This is a genomic window from Cognatundibacterium luofuense (assembly GCF_018139685.1).
GTDB classification, from domain to species: Bacteria; Pseudomonadota; Gammaproteobacteria; order Burkholderiales; family Burkholderiaceae_D; genus Undibacterium; species Undibacterium luofuense.
In genome coordinates, this window is the sequence record NZ_JAGSPN010000008.1 from 145474 (window position 1) to 161773 (window position 16300).

General features: G+C 52.7%; 13 protein-coding genes. 9 read left to right on the top strand and 4 right to left on the bottom strand.

The genetic code is table 11. The features are described from left to right. The first annotated feature begins 195 nt into the window (after positions 1-195). The 4 genes from KDM89_RS12115 to KDM89_RS12135 all read left to right on the top strand — a co-directional run bounded on the left by KDM89_RS12115 (position 196) and on the right by KDM89_RS12135 (position 5105). Positions 196-2985, top strand: coding sequence for an Ig-like domain-containing protein (locus KDM89_RS12115; RefSeq protein WP_212688192.1), 2790 nt, complete (start codon positions 196-198; stop codon positions 2983-2985). A gap of 108 nt (positions 2986-3093) precedes the next feature. Then, on the top strand, positions 3094-3603 hold the full coding sequence (locus KDM89_RS12120) for a GrpB family protein (protein ID WP_212688193.1): 510 nt from the start codon (positions 3094-3096) through the stop codon (positions 3601-3603). Next, positions 3600-4295 (top strand): aspartate/glutamate racemase family protein, encoded by a 696-nt coding sequence (locus KDM89_RS12125; protein ID WP_212688194.1) that lies wholly within the window; start codon positions 3600-3602, stop codon positions 4293-4295. Before KDM89_RS12120 ends, KDM89_RS12125 begins: the two co-directional genes overlap by 4 nt. A gap of 348 nt (positions 4296-4643) precedes the next feature. Beyond that, complete coding sequence (locus KDM89_RS12135; protein ID WP_212688195.1) at positions 4644-5105, top strand: hypothetical protein; 462 nt, start codon at positions 4644-4646, stop codon at positions 5103-5105. A gap of 488 nt (positions 5106-5593) precedes the next feature. On the opposite strand, the gene KDM89_RS12140 is transcribed toward KDM89_RS12135, so the two are convergent. Beyond that, positions 5594-6328, bottom strand: a complete 735-nt coding sequence (locus KDM89_RS12140) for a 16S rRNA (uracil(1498)-N(3))-methyltransferase (RefSeq protein WP_212688196.1) — start codon at positions 6326-6328, stop codon at positions 5594-5596. A gap of 80 nt (positions 6329-6408) precedes the next feature. Continuing rightward, positions 6409-7644, bottom strand: coding sequence for a polyamine aminopropyltransferase (gene speE / locus KDM89_RS12145; protein WP_212688197.1), 1236 nt, complete (start codon positions 7642-7644; stop codon positions 6409-6411). A 150-nt stretch (positions 7645-7794) separates the two neighbouring features. Between speE and tkt the strand changes: the two genes are divergently transcribed. The 4 genes from tkt to lepB all read left to right on the top strand — a co-directional run bounded on the left by tkt (position 7795) and on the right by lepB (position 12446). Then, the gene (gene tkt / locus KDM89_RS12150) at positions 7795-9798 is read left to right on the top strand and encodes a transketolase (protein WP_212688198.1); all 2004 of its coding nucleotides are present in this window, start codon (positions 7795-7797) and stop codon (positions 9796-9798) included. 16 nt (positions 9799-9814) lie between these two features. Next, positions 9815-10399 (top strand): GNAT family N-acetyltransferase, encoded by a 585-nt coding sequence (locus KDM89_RS12155; protein WP_212688199.1) that lies wholly within the window; start codon positions 9815-9817, stop codon positions 10397-10399. A 69-nt stretch (positions 10400-10468) separates the two neighbouring features. Next, the gene (gap, locus tag KDM89_RS12160) at positions 10469-11482 is read left to right on the top strand and encodes a type I glyceraldehyde-3-phosphate dehydrogenase (RefSeq protein WP_189357446.1); all 1014 of its coding nucleotides are present in this window, start codon (positions 10469-10471) and stop codon (positions 11480-11482) included. Positions 11483-11744: 262 nt separating this feature from the next. Continuing rightward, a complete protein-coding gene (gene lepB, locus KDM89_RS12165; RefSeq protein ID WP_212688200.1) occupies positions 11745-12446 on the top strand; it encodes a signal peptidase I in 702 nt (233 codons plus the stop codon). Positions 12447-12816: 370 nt separating this feature from the next. Here lepB and KDM89_RS12170 read toward each other — a convergent pair whose 3' ends face one another. Then, complete coding sequence (locus KDM89_RS12170; protein WP_212688201.1) at positions 12817-14451, bottom strand: methyl-accepting chemotaxis protein; 1635 nt, start codon at positions 14449-14451, stop codon at positions 12817-12819. 439 nt (positions 14452-14890) lie between these two features. Continuing rightward, the gene (locus KDM89_RS12175; protein ID WP_212688202.1) at positions 14891-15676 is read right to left on the bottom strand and encodes an IclR family transcriptional regulator; all 786 of its coding nucleotides are present in this window, start codon (positions 15674-15676) and stop codon (positions 14891-14893) included. A 220-nt stretch (positions 15677-15896) separates the two neighbouring features. On the opposite strand from KDM89_RS12175, the gene KDM89_RS12180 reads away from it, so the two are divergent. Next, complete coding sequence (locus tag KDM89_RS12180; protein ID WP_189357449.1) at positions 15897-16295, top strand: diacylglycerol kinase; 399 nt, start codon at positions 15897-15899, stop codon at positions 16293-16295. Positions 16296-16300 lie beyond the last annotated feature (5 nt).

Below are 16300 nucleotides of genomic sequence, written 5' to 3' on the forward strand. Positions count from 1 at the left end.
TCTTTTGTTCAGGCAAAAATCATAATCAAAAATACACGAAAAACCGTTCCGTACCGGACGGTGCTGGCAGGCAGACATCTTGGGGGAATACTGCACACCCTGCGCTGATGCGCAGGTTGGCGGGACTGCATTCGAACTCCCGGAGTGTGCAGGCACAGCAACGCTGGTGCCGGATAACACTCTGCAGGGAGTCTTATGAATCACTTATTCGAATTGCCACGTTTGCGCCGCATTGCGGCCGGCGTCAGCCTGGCATGTCTGTTTGGTACAGCCGGACTGGCACAAGCCAGTATCGAAGATCACCATGAATTTGAAGCGACACTGCATGTGCCGTTCAAAGGCGATGCGAATCTGCGTGCCGGTGCGAATGCCCGTTACTTCACACTGGAATTCGATTATCAGCATCTGAAAACCACCCGTGCGGTGGCATGGCGTGTGGAATTGCTGACACCGCAAGGGCGCGTCGCTGACCGCTGGTACGGTATCGAAAAAATCAGTGGCAAACCAGTCAGCCAGAAAATTTTCTGGAATGGTAAAACCCAGTCCGGTGAAGTGCTGGCCGATGGTAATTATCAGGTACGTCTGACGGCAGTGACTGTGGATGCAGCCGGTGTGCCGGTGATGTCCGGTGTGACGCTGAATCAGTTCGCAGAAAAAACACTGAATGCTTTACGCAAAGAAGCGGAAGTGCAAAGCTGGCCAATGCAGATCGGTAAAGTCGCTGCGCCGTCTATGCCTGCATTCGCGGGTTTGCCAACCCGCGCCAGCAAGCTGGCTGCAGCGAGCTCAAATGCTAAAGGTTTAGTAACCCGTTCTTCCGTTGCCGCCACTGGTTCACTGCCTTACACCGTGTATTACGGTAACCTGCACAGCCAGACCAATCACAGTGACGGCGGCGGCGCACTGACCAGCTGCACCGGTGCACAAAATCCGCAGTCTGCTGCCTATGGCCCGACCGATGCATATCAGTATGCTATGAACCGTGGTCTGGATTTTCTGCTGACATCGGAACATAACCATATGTACGATGGTTCTGATTCCACCAATGCATCCGCCAGCCCGGCGACAGCAAAGAATCTGTACCAGTCCGGTCTGAGTGCTGCAGCCAGTTTCAACGCCGGCCATGCAAACTTTCTCGGTATTTACGGTATGGAGTGGGGCGTCATCAGCAACGGTGGCCATCTGAATATTCTGAATGCGAATGAACTGGTGGGCTGGGAATATAACAGCAGCAACCAGTTACTGGCAGATACCTTCATCGCAAAAAATGATTACGCATCGCTGTACACGCTGATGAAACAGCGCGGCTGGATCGGTCAGTTCAACCATCCATCCACCAGCGGTCAGTTCATCGTGAATGGCACTGCGCTTGGCTACACTGCAGATGGTGATCAGGCGATGGCGCTGTGTGAAGTGATGAATACATCGGCGTTCTCGACCAATACCACGGAAACAGAGTCCAGCCGTTCCAGCTATGAAGGCGCATGTAAAAAAGCACTGGAAGCGGGCTACCACGTCGCGTTTTCCACTAATCAGGATAACCATTGCGCCAACTGGGGTGTGTCCTACACCAACCGTACCGGCGTGCTGATTCCGAGCGGTCTGCCGCTGAATAATGCGAACTTCATCGATGCGATCAAAGCACGCCGTGTGTTTGCGACCATGGATAAAAACTCGCAAATCGTTCTGACGGCAAACGGTCATGTAATGGGTGAGCGTTTCACCAACAGCGGTGCACTGAATCTGAATATTCTGTTTGCAAACAGCGCCGGACGCACTGCAGCAACTGTGGAAATTTATGAAGGTGTGCCGGGCCGTAACGGCACGGTGAGTTTGCTGACTTCCAGCGCGACAGCATCGGTCACACCAGCGATCGGTGAACATTTCTACTACGCCAAAATCACGCAGGATGACGGCAATATGCTGTGGTCTGCGCCAATCTGGGTGACGCAATCCAATAGCAGCGCGGATACCACAGCACCGACAGTGTCTGCGACAGAATCCGGCAGCAGCGGCACGATTACCTTATCCGCGAATGCATCGGATAATGTAGGCGTGACTAAAGTTGAATTCTATGTCGATGGCGCACTGAAAGGCAGCAGCACAGCAGCACCGTACAGCCTGAGTCTGAATTCGACCACGCTGAGCAACGGCAGCCATACGCTGGTAGCGAAAGCTTACGATGCAGCGGGCAATGTCGGTACTTCGTCCAGTGTCAGCTTCAGTGTCAGCAATGTCACTGCGGATACCACAGCGCCAACCGTCACTGCCAGCGAATCCGGCAGCAGCGGCACGATCACGCTGTCAGCGAATGCAACGGACAACGTAGGTGTAACGAAAGTGGAGTTCTATGTTGACGGCACGCTGAAAGGCAGTAGCACTGCAGCACCGTACAGCCTGAGTCTGAATTCGACCACGCTGAGCAATGGCAGCCACACGCTGGTTGCCAAAGCTTACGATGCGGCAGGCAATGTCGGCACATCGTCCAGCGTCAGTTTCAGTGTCAGCAATACGGTATCGACGCAGCTGATCACCAATGGCAGTTTTGAAAGCGGTGCCAGCAGCTGGACAGCCAGTTCCGGTGTGATCAGCAACGACAGCACGCAGGCTGCACGTACAGGTACGTACAAAGCATGGATGAATGGCTACGGTAGTGCGCATACCGATACGCTGTATCAGCAAGTCAGCATTCCATCCGGTATCAGCAGTGCAACGCTGAGTTTCTGGCTGAAAGTGGTGTCGGATGAAACCACTACCACACAAGCTTACGATACGCTGAAAGTACAAGTACAAAACAGCAGCGGTACGGTGCTGGCGACGCTGGCAACCTACTCGAATCTGAACAAAGGCAGCAGCTATCTGCAAAAAACCTTTGATCTGAGTGCTTACAAAGGCCAGACCATTCGTATTTACTTTGTCGGTGTGGAAGGCAGTACCGTCGCGACATCGTTCCTTGTCGATGACGTGACACTGACAACCAACTGATACGGTTTTCTGCCCGTGTTAACACGCCACCCTTGCGGTGGCGTTTTTCATTGTGTTCTGTAACGGATTCAAGCAATCTGTCATTTTTCACTAACCTGAAAAGGAAGCATGATGCAGTTATTCAGCGCAGAGCAGTATCAGCCGGATTTGCAGCAGCGATTTATCACGCTGCGAGACAGCCTGCTTCGTTTGCTGCCGTATGCAAGAATCGAACATGTGGGTTCATCCGCGGTGCCGGGCGCCATATCTAAAGGGGATCTGGATATGGCAGTGGTAGTGCCGCTGGCACAACACGCAGCGACGGTGCAAACGCTGCTGGAACAGGGATATACCGAGCAGGAAGATACCTTGCGGACCGAAGCACTGTGCATGTTGAATGCCGGTGCAGAGATGCCGGAACATGCGTTGCAGATCGTTGCAGCGGGTTCGGAATTTGAAGATTTCATGCGTTTTCGCGATGCTTTGCTGGCAGATCCTGCGCTGGTGCAGCAATACAATGCGGTCAAACAGGCTGCCAGTCATTTACCAGCGGAGGCTTACCGCGCCGCGAAAAGCAGCTTTATCGAAAGTGTTTTGCAGCGTTTGCCAGCAACAACAGAACAAGGACATTCAGCATGAAAACCATAGGTTTAATCGGCGGTATGAGCTGGGAATCGACCCAGACTTACTATCGTCTGATCAATCAAGCGATCAGAGAAAAACTGGGTGGATTACATTCCGCACGACTAGTGTTGTACAGCGTGGATTTTCACGATATTGAGGTTTTGCAGCGTCAGGGTGACTGGCAGGCGGCTGGCGTGTTGCTGGCGCAGGCTGCACAATCGTTGCAGGCCGCCGGTGCAGACATGGTGGTGATTTGTACCAATACCATGCACAAGGTAGCGCAGCAGGTGCAGGCGGCGGTCAGCATTCCCTTGCTGCACATTGCAGACCCGACCGCGCACGCGATTCGCGCAGCCGGTTATCAGCGCGTTGCTTTGCTGGGAACACGTTTCACGATGGAACAGGATTTTTACCGCGCCCGTCTGGAACAACAGCATGGATTGCAAGTGATTGTGCCGGAGCAAAACGAGCGCGATACAGTACACCGCATTATTTATGAAGAATTGTGTCTGGGACAGATTAAACCGGAATCGAAGGCGGCCTATCTGGACATCATCCGCCAGCTGCAGGCACGCGGCGCGCAGGCAGTGATACTGGGTTGTACCGAAATTTCCCTGCTGGTGCAGCAAGCTGATCTGGATTTGCCTTTGTTTGATACGACGGCGTTACATGCGACAGCTGCTGCGGATGCGGCTTTAATTTCTTAAAAACGATTTTTGATAAAAATAAAACTGAAGCAGTTTGAGAAATCTGGTTCCGGCGATGCACGCAGACAAGAGTAGCTCTGTTGGCTGGCTACGCTGGAATGAGTGTCGTGGTTCAATCATCGACGATTGATGGAGACTATCGGTCACATTCCACCGGCGGAAGCGGAAATGAATTATTATCAACAACTTTCTGTTCAATCTATGCCAGCCTGACTCACACAAAAGTGTCTCTCAAATAACCGGAACGGTTCAGGCGGTGTCCAAACTAAAGTTGATAGTAAAGTTCTGGGATGGAGTTTTCCATCATTTATTATTGAATTTGTTGTTAAGTATTAATTAAAAATAATTATGATAAGTGTAAATAAAAAACTTGCTTTCGTTGCAGAGATTCTTACATTTCTCGGTTGTCTAGTAGGTTTGGTTGGCGCAGGCGTGAAAATTTACAATAATGAAGCTGGGATTCTTGGATATGTGTTTTTATCTATACCATTTTTTTATTTTCTCTCTGGTACCATCATTGCAGCTAACCTAATATTTAATATAGAAAAATCCCGAAGGTTATTTATTTGGTTTTGGTCCAGTCAGATCCCTGTGCTCAACTCTAGCTATCTTTCGTTTCATGCCGTAACGGGAGCCTTTTGTGCATTCTGGATACGATTGGATGAACTTGATATTGGACTTGGTTTTGGTATTGCAAGTCAATTTCAATTTGATTTAATGGTAGAAGGTCCAACAGCCATTGGTATTAATATTTTTGCTGTGGCAATGACACTTTTTATGAATGCAGGGTTTCTTGAGAGGGAAAAATGAAAATTTCAGACCATATATCCCATGGCTCTTTTTTGTGAAAAGTTAAAATTAACTAAATTGTTTCTGGTTTATTTTTAATCGTAGCTCTCGTTAATCAGAAATATTTCGTGGAATTCATTGGGTCCTCTGGCGTTGCTTTCGTGACTCCGTTTTTGATTTCTATGCTTCTTTACGTGTGGTAGTCGCGATCTGATCTGAAGCCTTCCGGTTTGACGTATGCAGTTGTCAGGTCAAGTTCAGTTATGTTCAGCGTTGTGATGTTATCTTGTCAGAGCGCTTTCCCGTCAATAAGTGCTTGCATGGGCGTCCGGCCACAGCACATTTTTCCCCGATGCGTGCGGTCGTTATTGTGATGTGCCAGCCAGTCGCCGGATCGCTTTGCAGCTATTCAGTCGGGCAGAAGATCTCGCGCCAGAATGTGAATTGATACAACGCCTGCAGCATGGCTTTTCTGAAACACGGCCGCAACGGTTTGCCTTAAGCAAGGCTTACATGCCGCCCCAGATGCCGTTCAGCAGGGCAATGCTGGCCAGTCCGGCGGTTTCGGTGCGTAGTACGCGCGGGCCGATTGAAAGACAGAGTACACCGTGGCGTACGGCGGCTTGTTCTTCATCCGGACTCAGGCCGCCTTCGGGGCCGATCAGCAGGCTGATGGCTTGTGGCGGGTGATGACGCGCCCAGTCGGCCAGCGAAGTTTCAGCACGTGGCGACAGCATGATGCGTTTGTGCATATCCTGTTGCGCCAGCCAGGAATTCAGGCTGACCGGTGCATGCAATTGCGCCAGACGATTGCGTCCGCATTGTTCCGCTGCCGCTGTAATGATACCTTGCCAGTGCGCCATTTTTTTATCCGCACGGTCTGCGCTCAGTTTCACCACACTGCGCTGGGCGGCGACCGGTTGAATCGAGGTTACGCCGAGTTCCATCGCTTTCTCGATAATCCAGTCCATTTTGCTGCCTTCCGGCAAGCCCTGCACCAGATTCAATGCATACGGCAGCTCGGTTTCTTCCGGTATGAATAATTTCACTTCGGCACTAGCATGCTTTTTGCCGATCTCGGTCAGCGTTGCGATATAGGCGCCGCCGAGACCATTGAATAACTGGATAGTGTCACCGGCTTTCAGGCGAATCACAGCAACATGGTGGGCGATGGTGGCGGGTAAATCCAGTGCAACGCCAACGTCCAGCGTGGCGGATTCCGGTGAAATATAAAATCGTGGCATGAGGCAGCCTGTCGGGCGTTGATGCAGAAAAATTCATTATACGCCGCTGCCTGTGCGGGGCACAGCGGCGTTACGTGCTGTTAATCCGGGATCAGATCCTGTGCAAACTGTGGCAGTGCAAACAGAGCCTGATGCAAACCGGCATGGTAATACTGCAGGCCGCTGATTTCACGCTGTTGCATGCGTTGTGCAATTTCAGTGTGACTGAGTGCGCAGGGATCGGTGTTGCGCGAAGCAATCGCCATGCCCCATTGCGCACCGTACAAAGGTACAAATACGGTATAAGGCCGTACCACCGCAAATGCCTGTTGCAGCTTTTGCAGCGTGCTGCGGAAACGCTCAGGGTGGTAATACGGGCTGCCCAGATGCATGACCAGCATGCCCTGATCCGTCAATCGCTCATTACAGGCGCGGAAAAAATCCGGCGTCATGCAAGTGGCGGCCAGACTGCTGCCATCCGGTGCGACCGGATCGGTGAGATCGAGCAGAATCAGATCCCAGCTTTGCTGCGTTTCGCGGATAAAGGCAAAGCCATCGGTGCATGTGATGCTGACCCGTTGATCATCCAGCGCGCCACGGTGAATAGCAGGCAAATGTTCCCGGGATAAACGAATGACGGTTTCATCAATTTCACACAGCGTGATGCTGTCGATGGACGGATGCTTCAGCAATTCCTCGCAAGAGCCGCCATCGCCGCCGCCGATCACCAGTGCACGGCGCGGGGCAGGGTGGCTCAGTGCTGCAGGATGCACCAGATTTTCGTGATAGCAGAATTCATCTTTTTCGGAGGTCATCATCGCACCGTCGATGCGCATGACTTTGCCGAAATCCTGCGTCTGCGCAAATTCGATGCGCTGCAAAGGACTCTGAAAACTCTGAATACCACTGACTTCGGTCTGATAGCCGGTGTGCGCACTCAGGCTTTCATGCCAGTGAACGCTTTCCGGCGTGCCACGCTGCAATTCCTGTCGGATCACACGCGCCGGTGCGAAGGCCTGAATCAGATCATCCACGATACGGCGTGCTTTACTGCTGTTGTCGTTCTGGAAATTACAGACATACACATCCAGCGTGACTGCACGCCGTTCCGGCCAGGTGTGAATCGCGACATGCGATTCTGCCAGCAATAAAGTACCGGTCACGCCCGCCGGACTGCCGTCCGGATTGCTGAACGGAAAGAACTTTTCGCCGACGATGGTCAGGCCGGATGCCTGTGTGATGGCAGTCACACGGTCGCGCAGCAATTGCGCATCAAGAAATAAAGCAGTGCTGCCTTCGCATTCGAAGCAGTCCGCTGTCAGATGTAAACCTTCCATTTCACTAACTTTTTGCTATCAAACACAGAAAGCGGGCAATTGTATTCGATGGTGCAGTGGTCTGGTAAAATACGCCGGTTTATTTTGCGCCAGCCTTTTCGCCGTGCGCCGCCGTACCGGATCTGTTTCCTCAATTCATCATCAAATATCATGATTTCTACACTTCAGCCTGCCACACTCAGCAAAATGGCAAACGCAATCCGCGTTTTGTCGATGGATGCCGTACAGAAAGCTAATTCCGGTCACCCGGGTGCGCCAATGGGCATGGCAGACATCGCCGTGGCATTGTGGAAAGGTCATTACCGTCACAACCCGTCGAATCCGGGCTGGATCAACCGTGACCGCTTTGTGCTGTCCAACGGCCATGGCTCCATGCTGCATTATTCCCTGCTGCACCTGAGCGGTTACGATCTGGATATGAATGAAATCCGTAACTTCCGTCAGCTGCATTCCAAAACGGCAGGTCACCCTGAAGTGCATATCACACCGGGCGTGGAAACCACGACAGGTCCGCTGGGTCAGGGTATTACCAATGCGGTGGGTATGGCACTGGCAGAAAAACTGCTGGCAGCAGAATTTAATGAAGACGGTTTCCCGGTGGTCGATCACCACACTTATGTATTTATGGGTGACGGTTGCCTGATGGAAGGTATTTCCCACGAAGCCTGCTCGCTGGCCGGTACATGGCAGCTGAACAAACTGATCGCTTTCTGGGATGATAACGGTATTTCCATCGACGGTCACGTTGAAGGCTGGTTTACCGATGACACACCGAAACGTTTTGAGTCTTATGGCTGGAACGTGATCCGTGGTGTGGATGGTCATGATGCGCTGGCTGTGGATGCAGCAATTCAGGCTGCAAAATCCGCTGACAAACCAACCCTGATCTGCTGCCGTACCGTGATCGGTAAAGGTTCGCCGAACAAACAAGGCACGCACGATGTACACGGCGCAGCGCTGGGTGATAAAGAAGTGGCTGCCGTTCGTGAATATCTGGGCTGGACACTGCCACCATTCGAAATGCCGGCTGACGTATATGAAGCATGGGATGCGAAAGCAGCCGGTGCAACAGTGGAAGGCACATGGAACAGCCTGTTCGCAGCTTACGCAGAAAAATTCCCTGCTAAAGCGGCAGAACTGACACGCCGCATGAAAGGTGAACTGCCAGCAGATTTTGATGCTGTGATCGCTAAAGCAGTTGCTGCCTGCGTAGAGAAAAAAGAAAACATCGCGACCCGTAAAGCCAGCCAGAACGCGATTCAGGCCTTTGCACCAGCGCTGCCTGAATTCCTCGGCGGCTCTGCTGACCTGACCGGTTCTAACCTGACCAACTGGAAAGAATGCGTTGCAGTACGCGCTAATCAGGCCGGTAACCATGTGAACTACGGTGTGCGTGAATTCGGTATGAGCGCGATCATGAACGGTATCGCGCTGCACGGTGGCTACCTGCCATTCGGCGCAACTTTCCTGACTTTCTCTGACTACAGCCGCAATGCACTGCGTATGGCTGCACTGATGAAAGTACGCAGCCTGTTCGTATTTACCCATGACTCTATCGGTCTGGGTGAAGACGGTCCTACGCATCAGTCTGTGGAACACGTTTCCAGCCTGCGTCTGATCCCGAATCTGGACAACTGGCGTCCTTGCGACACGGTGGAATCCGCCGTGGCATGGGGTGCAGCTGTGACCCGTAAAGATGGTCCGAGCACACTGATTTTCTCGCGTCAGAATCTGCCGTATCAGGAACGTACTGAAGCGCAGATCGCTGACATCGCACGCGGTGGTTATGTACTGCGTGATGCAGCCGATGCCAAAGCCGTGCTGATCGCAACCGGTTCGGAAATCGAACTGGCAGTCAAAGCAGCGGTGGAGCTGGAACAGCAGGGTATCGCAGTGCGCGTGGTTTCCATGCCATCCACCGATGTATTCGACCGTCAGGACGCTGCTTACAAAGCTGCCGTACTCGGCAAAGGTCTGCCACGTGTGGCGATCGAAGCCGGTGTGACCGACTTCTGGTACAAATATGTGGGTCTGGAAGGCGCAGTCGTGGGTATCGACAGCTTCGGTGAATCTGCACCGGCTGGCGTCCTGTTTAAACATTTTGGTTTCACGACTGAGAATGTCGTTGCCAAAGTGAAAGCTGTACTGGCCTGAGATTGAGTAATTACGAATGAGCAGTATCAAAGAAGTCAGTCTGCGTCGTGCTACTGTAGCCGACGCGGAAGCCATCGCCGCCGTCCGTGTGGAAGGCTGGCAAACCGCTTACCGTGGCATGATTCCGGATCAGTATCTCGACGAGATGCTGGTCGACGATCATGTGTTGTACTGGAAGCGCATTCTGCAGGCTTTACCGGCAGCAGCCGACAAAGCCTGTGTGTATGTCGCCGAAAGTGAAGGTCATGTGATCGGTTTTGTGTCCGCCACTTTGCTGGCAGAACCTAAGCACGGTTATCATGCCGAACTCGGTGCTCTGTATATCCGTCCGCAATGGCAGCGTGCCGGCATCGGCCGCCGCATGATGCATAAGGTCGCGCGTACGCTGCAAAGCTGGAATTGCGCTGATCTGGTGGTCTGGGTCTTGTCGGATAACCGTCTGGCGCGCAATTTCTATGAAGAGCTGAATGGTGAATTCGTGCTCGAACAGGAATTCAGCTGGGACGACATGGATCTGAAAGAAGTGGGATACGGCTGGAAAGACCTGAATGTCTTACTGGCTTCCGTGAATGCAGTTGCTGGCTCTGCCGCAGTCCATTAAAACAAGACGGCAGAGACAGGCAGGTTTTTTGTTGTTTTTTTATTTGTAATCATCCTTTGGAGATTCACTATGACGATTCGCGTCGCAATTAACGGCTATGGCCGTATCGGTCGCAACATCCTGCGCGCCCATTACGAAGGCGGCAAATACAAAGATCAGATCCAGATCGTTGCGATCAATGATCTGGGCAATGCAGAATCTAACGCGCATCTGACACGTTACGACACTGCGCACGGCAAGTTCCCTGGCACAGTAGCAGTTGAAGGCGATTTCATGATCGTCAACGGCGACAAAATCCGCGTATTCGCAGAACGCAACCCGGCCAACATCCCTTGGGGTGAGCTGAATGTTGACGTTGTTCTGGAATGCACAGGCTTCTTCACAACGAAAGAAAAAGCATCCGCACACATCGCTGGCGGCGCGAAAAAAGTCATCATCTCCGCACCTGGCGGTAAAGATGTGGACGCAACTGTTGTGTACGGTGTCAACCATGACGTTCTGAAATCCACTGACACAGTGATCTCTAACGCATCCTGCACTACCAACTGCCTGGCACCAATCGCTAAGCCACTGAACGATGCAATCGGTATCCTGAACGGTCTGATGACGACTGTTCACGCATACACTAACGATCAGGTTCTGACTGACGTAATGCACGAAGACCTGCGCCGCGCACGTTCCGCAACGCAGTCTATGATCCCGACTAAAACCGGTGCAGCTGCAGCGGTTGGTCTGGTTCTGCCAGAACTGAACGGTAAACTGGACGGCTACGCAATCCGCGTTCCGACCATCAACGTTTCTATCGTTGACCTGTCTTTCGTTGCTGCACGTGACACGACAGTTGACGAAGTTAACCAGATCATGAAAGCAGCTGCTGAAGGCCCGCTGAAAGGCGTTCTGGAATTCAACAGCGCACCACTGGTATCTGTTGACTTCAACCACAACCCGGCTTCTTCGACTTTCGATTCCACACTGACCAAAGTTTCCGGTCGTCTGGTCAAAGTTTCCAGCTGGTACGACAACGAATGGGGCTTCTCCAACCGTATGCTCGACACCACTGTTGCACTGATGAACGCGAAGTAATTTCATCGGCTGAAGCAAGTCAGAAAAATCCCCCGTTACGACGGGGGATTTTTTTCGCCTGTTATCTGTGATCAGTCATGCAAGGTTGCAGCGCAGACTACCGCCGGTGGCGTGGTCTGCACCTCTGTCGCATACCGGAACTCATGGTAAGCTGACTGGTCTTAAGATGTGCACACGGGTTGCACAGGCCGGATTCTTTCAGCCTGAAGTGAGTCCGGTGCAGCACGCAGATTTCAATGCAAACGAATCGCAGGAGATACACATGGCAGGTTTTTCTTTACGTCAGCTGGTACGTGAAAACAAAGGTTTTATCGCACTGATGCTGGGTATGGCGGTATTCCGTCTGGGCTACGCGGATTACTATCTGGTGCCGTCAGCATCGATGTATCCGACCCTGCGTGAAGGCGACCGCATTATCTGCCAGCGCACCGCATATGACCTGAAAGTGCCGCTGACCGACATCATCCTGAAACAACTGAATGACCCGCAGCGCGGCGACATCGTTACCTTCAGTTCGCCGGAAGATGGTACGCGTTTGATCAAGCGCCTGATTGCCTTGCCGGGTGATACCGTGGAAATGCGCGGTGAAGAACTCTTGATCAACGGCAAACCGGCGCAGTATGAAGCGCTGAACCTGAATAATCCGGATCAGCTGACACCGCAGCGCGAATATCCGGGCAAGCAACAGGTTTACCGCGAAAAAATCGGCGACCACAGCCATCTGATGATCGTGATGCCGGAACGCGAAGCGCTGCGCAGCTTCGGGCCGGTAAAAGTACCGGAAGGCCAGTACATGATGCTGGGCGATAACCGCGATAACAGTAAAGATTCGCGCTTTATCGGCTTTGTTCCGCGTGAAAACATCACCGGCCGTGTCGAACGGGTAATGTTCTCGCTGAACGCCGATAATAACTGGATGCCGCGCATGGACCGTTTCGGTGCCAGCCTGAAAGATAAATCCTGATTACACCGGATGCGGCGCGACGCCGCATTCAGCCGGTTCTCTCTTTGCGCTCTCCGGGGCGCTTTTTTACGGGCGCTGTGTCTGTCTGAATTTTCTGACCCTGCTGATTCTGCCGATGCCACGGGTTCCTTGCGACCACTGACATGCCGGTGAAGGGCTGATACTAAAACTGATGCGCTGAATTGCACAATATTGGTGCGAAATGCGCAGTTCAGCATAGCGACCGGCTTGTCGTCGGCATAAAGTCCGGACTTCCGTTTATCACGAATGACGATTTCTGCATGGTGAATCAAGCGAATGCCAGCGAACCGGTGCTGATTCGCTATCCTTCAATGGCATTCGCTGATGGTGTTAACGCAAAAGTGTCTGATTACTTCCTGTTGCTGACCAGTCGGGGAGCGGGGCGTTTTTTCGGTACATGCTGTGCGCGTGGCGCCGGTTGCGATACGAGGTGGACACTGTTGCCCGGAACCAGACGGAAGGCGTTCACCAGACCGGTCAGTGCACCGACTTGCTGCTGCAGACTGTCAGCGCAGGCAGTGGCTTCTTCCACCATGGCGGCATTTTGCTGCGTGACATTATCCATTTCGGTAATTGCCTGACCAACCTGTGCGATACCGGATGTCTGTTCGTGGCTGGCACGGGAAATGTCATCCATGATCTCGGCAGCGCGGTGGACTGCGTCACCGATTTTATGCATCGCAGCAGTCGCCTCCGTGACCACTTTGCCGCCGCTGTCAACCTGTCGCACAGATTCCTCGATCAGGGATTTGATCTCTTTTGCTGCCGTTGCACTGCGCTGGGCGAGTGTACGGACTTCACTGGCGACGACGGCAAAGCCGCGGCCTTGTTCTCCGGCACGCGCCGCTTCCACCGCTGCATTCAGCGCCAGAATATTGGTCTGAAAAGCAATGCCGTCAATCACAGAAATAATATCTTCTATTTTGGCGGAACTGGCCTTAATCTGACCCATCACGCCAATAAAGCGTTCAAAGGTGTCGCCGCCCTGACGCGCCGCATCAGAAGCAATGCGCACAATCTGATTGGCTTCAGTCGAATTTTCTGCAGTTGAACGCACGGTTGATGTCAGTTCCTCCATGGAAGCGGCGGTCTCTTCGAGAAAACTCGCCTGTGATTCGGTGCGGGACGACAGTTCAGTATTGCCCGCTTTCATGATGCAGGCATTGCTTGCCACGGTCAGCGTGCTTTGCTTAATCTGACCGATAATCAGGCGGACATTGGTTTGAAACACCTTCAGCGAGTGCAGGACATCACGGATTTCAGGCACGCCTTGTGCGTGAACGTTTTCTGATAAATCGCCGCTTGCCATCTGAGTCAGCGAATGACGAATGTTGTCCAGCGGACGAATCACGGAGCGGTAAGTGTCAGCAACGGCAATCATTAATAGCAGGCAGCCGCTCAGTGCGCTGAATGCCGTCAGCATGGTGTTGCTGCTGAGCAGCGGCATCAGCAGGCACAGCGCCGCAAGCACCGTGAATACCATCAGCCGGGTCTGATAGGGGACTTCGCGGCAGCGCCGGAGCAGGCTTCCGGAGCGCTGGATTGCGCGTCCTTCACAAATCAGAAAGGCAGATTTCTGCTCACGGATTTCGCGGTAAATACGTTCGGCGGCATCCACCGCCTGCCGTTCCGGTTTCACCCTGATGGAGGTATAGCCGGTAATCTGGCCGTTTTCGATCAATGGTGCGGCGGTGGCTTCCACCCAGTAATGGTCACCATTTTTACAGCGGTTTTTGACGAGGCCAGTCCAGGCTTTACCGGCTTTGATGGTCGCCCACAAATCTTCGAAAGCTTCGCGCGGCATGTCCGGATGGCGCACAATATTTTGTGGTGCACCGATCAGTTCCTCCTCGGCAAAGCCGCTGATGCGGATAAATTCGTCGTTGACGTAAGTGATATTGCCTTGCAGATCGGTTTTCGACACGATGGTTTCGTGGTCGGCAAGGATGTATTCCCGGTGGGTAACCGGCAGGTTCTGGCGCATGATGAAAGTCTCCGATGGTTTTGTGCGCCCTCCATCAATGTTGTAATCCGGAAAGATCGCGTTTTTGTGCTTTCGTTATAGCAAAAGATCAGAACCGGGAAACTGCGTTTTTCATTAAATAACAAATTCCGTGATGCTGGGGTGATGTTGCGCAAGGTGGTGTGGCCGGATACACACACTGCACTTCGTGCAAATGGCATTAGGGGACAGAGAAATGCACCAAAAAAGGGCGAAATGCGGTGTTGAGCACAGCACCATCACGGTCGTCGGCAGAAAGTCTGGCGCTTGCAGATAAGCAAATGCGGTTTTCTGCACAATGTGTCATCCGTTCAGCCGGATCAGACCGGCGTTGAATCAGAAAATGAGGGGGGAGATCAGAGCGGAGTGCATCTCACACGCCGCCTTGTGAGGCACCGGACGTACCAGTGCCTGAGGATAATCAGCTTGCTTCTTTTGGCTGATGACCGAGCGATAAAGAGATCTGACGTGCGGTTTCCGTCAGATTGGCCAGCCAGTCTTCCTGCAGACGGTCTGCCGGTGCGGAAATCGATAAACCGGCAATCAGCTTGCCGGAATCATCATAAATACCGGCCGCCATACAGCGCACACCCAGTTCCAGCTCTTCATTGTCGCGGGCGATGCCTTTGCTGCGCACTTCGGACAGTTCGCGCTCCAGCTTATTCAGATCGGTGATCGAATTTTTGTTGTGACCAGCCAGTCCGGTGCGGGTTGCATATGCGCGAATCGCACGTGGCTCATCGACCGATAAAAACAGTTTGCCGGTGGAAGTCAGATGCAAGGGGGCGCGGCCACCGATGGCGCGTACCACCTGCATGCCGGAACGCTCAGAGTAAGCGCGGTCGATATACACAATTTCATCGCCCTGACGTACCGACAAATTCACAGTCTGATTGGTCTGGCGGTGCAGGGTACGCATGAATTCCAGTGCCACTTCACGCACATCCAGACGGCTTTTGACGATATTGCCCAGTTCCAGCAAACGCATACCCAACTGGTAATAACCGGCTTCGGCGCGGTCAACAAAACGGGTGGCGACCAGATCATTCAGAATGCGGTGGGCGGTGGACGGATGCAGGCTGGTTTCCTGTGCCAGTTGTTTCAGACTGACCGGATCGTGGTGGCGTGCCAGAACATCCAGCAGCGAGACCATACGCTCGATCACCTGAATCGAGGTTTTTTCCTGGGGTGTAGCGTCGTTATTCATGGGAACTCTGATGCAGTGCAATAATTGTTTTATATCACAATGTGAAAAGTTCGTGCGGGTTTCTCCGCGTTTTGTTGCAAAATCTGCCCGAGCACGGCTTCAGATTCGGTCGCCTGTTTTGCAGCAAACTGCAAACTGTGCTGCAGATGTGGTTTAGAATGCGCACGCTGTGTGCTGCCTTTGAAGCAACACCGTGATCCGGATAACGATAGGAAATTTTATGAGTGAACAGCAACAACCTGTCAGCGAATTTAAGAGTAAAAGCGGCTTACGCCGTATATTTTCAGCTTTTTTTTACTCGATAGACGGCATTCGCACCGCTTGCCGCACCGAACACGCATTCCGGCAGGAACTGGTGCTGGTCGTCGTCGGTATCATCATCGCGCTGGCGCTGCCGTTGTCTTCATATCAGAAATTGCTGATGATTGCGGTATTGCTGCAAGTGCTGGTGGTCGAATTGCTGAATTCCGCGATTGAAGCCGTGGTCGACCGCGTATCGCTGGAGCGCAATCCTTTATCCAAAAACGCCAAAGATTATGGCAGTGCAGCAGTGCTGCTGACCCTGCTGATCGCCATCGGAACCTGGGCTGTGATTCTGGTTAACCGGTTTTATTACTGAGATTA

Excerpts from the sequence above, each read along its gene's own strand:
- KDM89_RS12115 (WP_212688192.1), top strand. The coding sequence starts at position 196 with ATGAATCACTTATTCGAATTGCCACGTTTGCGCCGCATTGCGGCCGGC.
- KDM89_RS12120 (WP_212688193.1), top strand. The coding sequence starts at position 3,094 with ATGATGCAGTTATTCAGCGCAGAGCAGTATCAGCCGGATTTGCAGCAG.
- KDM89_RS12125 (WP_212688194.1), top strand. The coding sequence starts at position 3,600 with ATGAAAACCATAGGTTTAATCGGCGGTATGAGCTGGGAATCGACCCAG.
- KDM89_RS12135 (WP_212688195.1), top strand. The coding sequence starts at position 4,644 with ATGATAAGTGTAAATAAAAAACTTGCTTTCGTTGCAGAGATTCTTACA.
- KDM89_RS12140 (WP_212688196.1), bottom strand. The coding sequence starts at position 6,328 with ATGCCACGATTTTATATTTCACCGGAATCCGCCACGCTGGACGTTGGC.
- speE (WP_212688197.1), bottom strand. The coding sequence starts at position 7,644 with ATGGAAGGTTTACATCTGACAGCGGACTGCTTCGAATGCGAAGGCAGC.
- tkt (WP_212688198.1), top strand. The coding sequence starts at position 7,795 with ATGATTTCTACACTTCAGCCTGCCACACTCAGCAAAATGGCAAACGCA.
- KDM89_RS12155 (WP_212688199.1), top strand. The coding sequence starts at position 9,815 with ATGAGCAGTATCAAAGAAGTCAGTCTGCGTCGTGCTACTGTAGCCGAC.
- gap (WP_189357446.1), top strand. The coding sequence starts at position 10,469 with ATGACGATTCGCGTCGCAATTAACGGCTATGGCCGTATCGGTCGCAAC.
- lepB (WP_212688200.1), top strand. The coding sequence starts at position 11,745 with ATGGCAGGTTTTTCTTTACGTCAGCTGGTACGTGAAAACAAAGGTTTT.
- KDM89_RS12170 (WP_212688201.1), bottom strand. The coding sequence starts at position 14,451 with ATGCGCCAGAACCTGCCGGTTACCCACCGGGAATACATCCTTGCCGAC.
- KDM89_RS12175 (WP_212688202.1), bottom strand. The coding sequence starts at position 15,676 with ATGAATAACGACGCTACACCCCAGGAAAAAACCTCGATTCAGGTGATC.
- KDM89_RS12180 (WP_189357449.1), top strand. The coding sequence starts at position 15,897 with ATGAGTGAACAGCAACAACCTGTCAGCGAATTTAAGAGTAAAAGCGGC.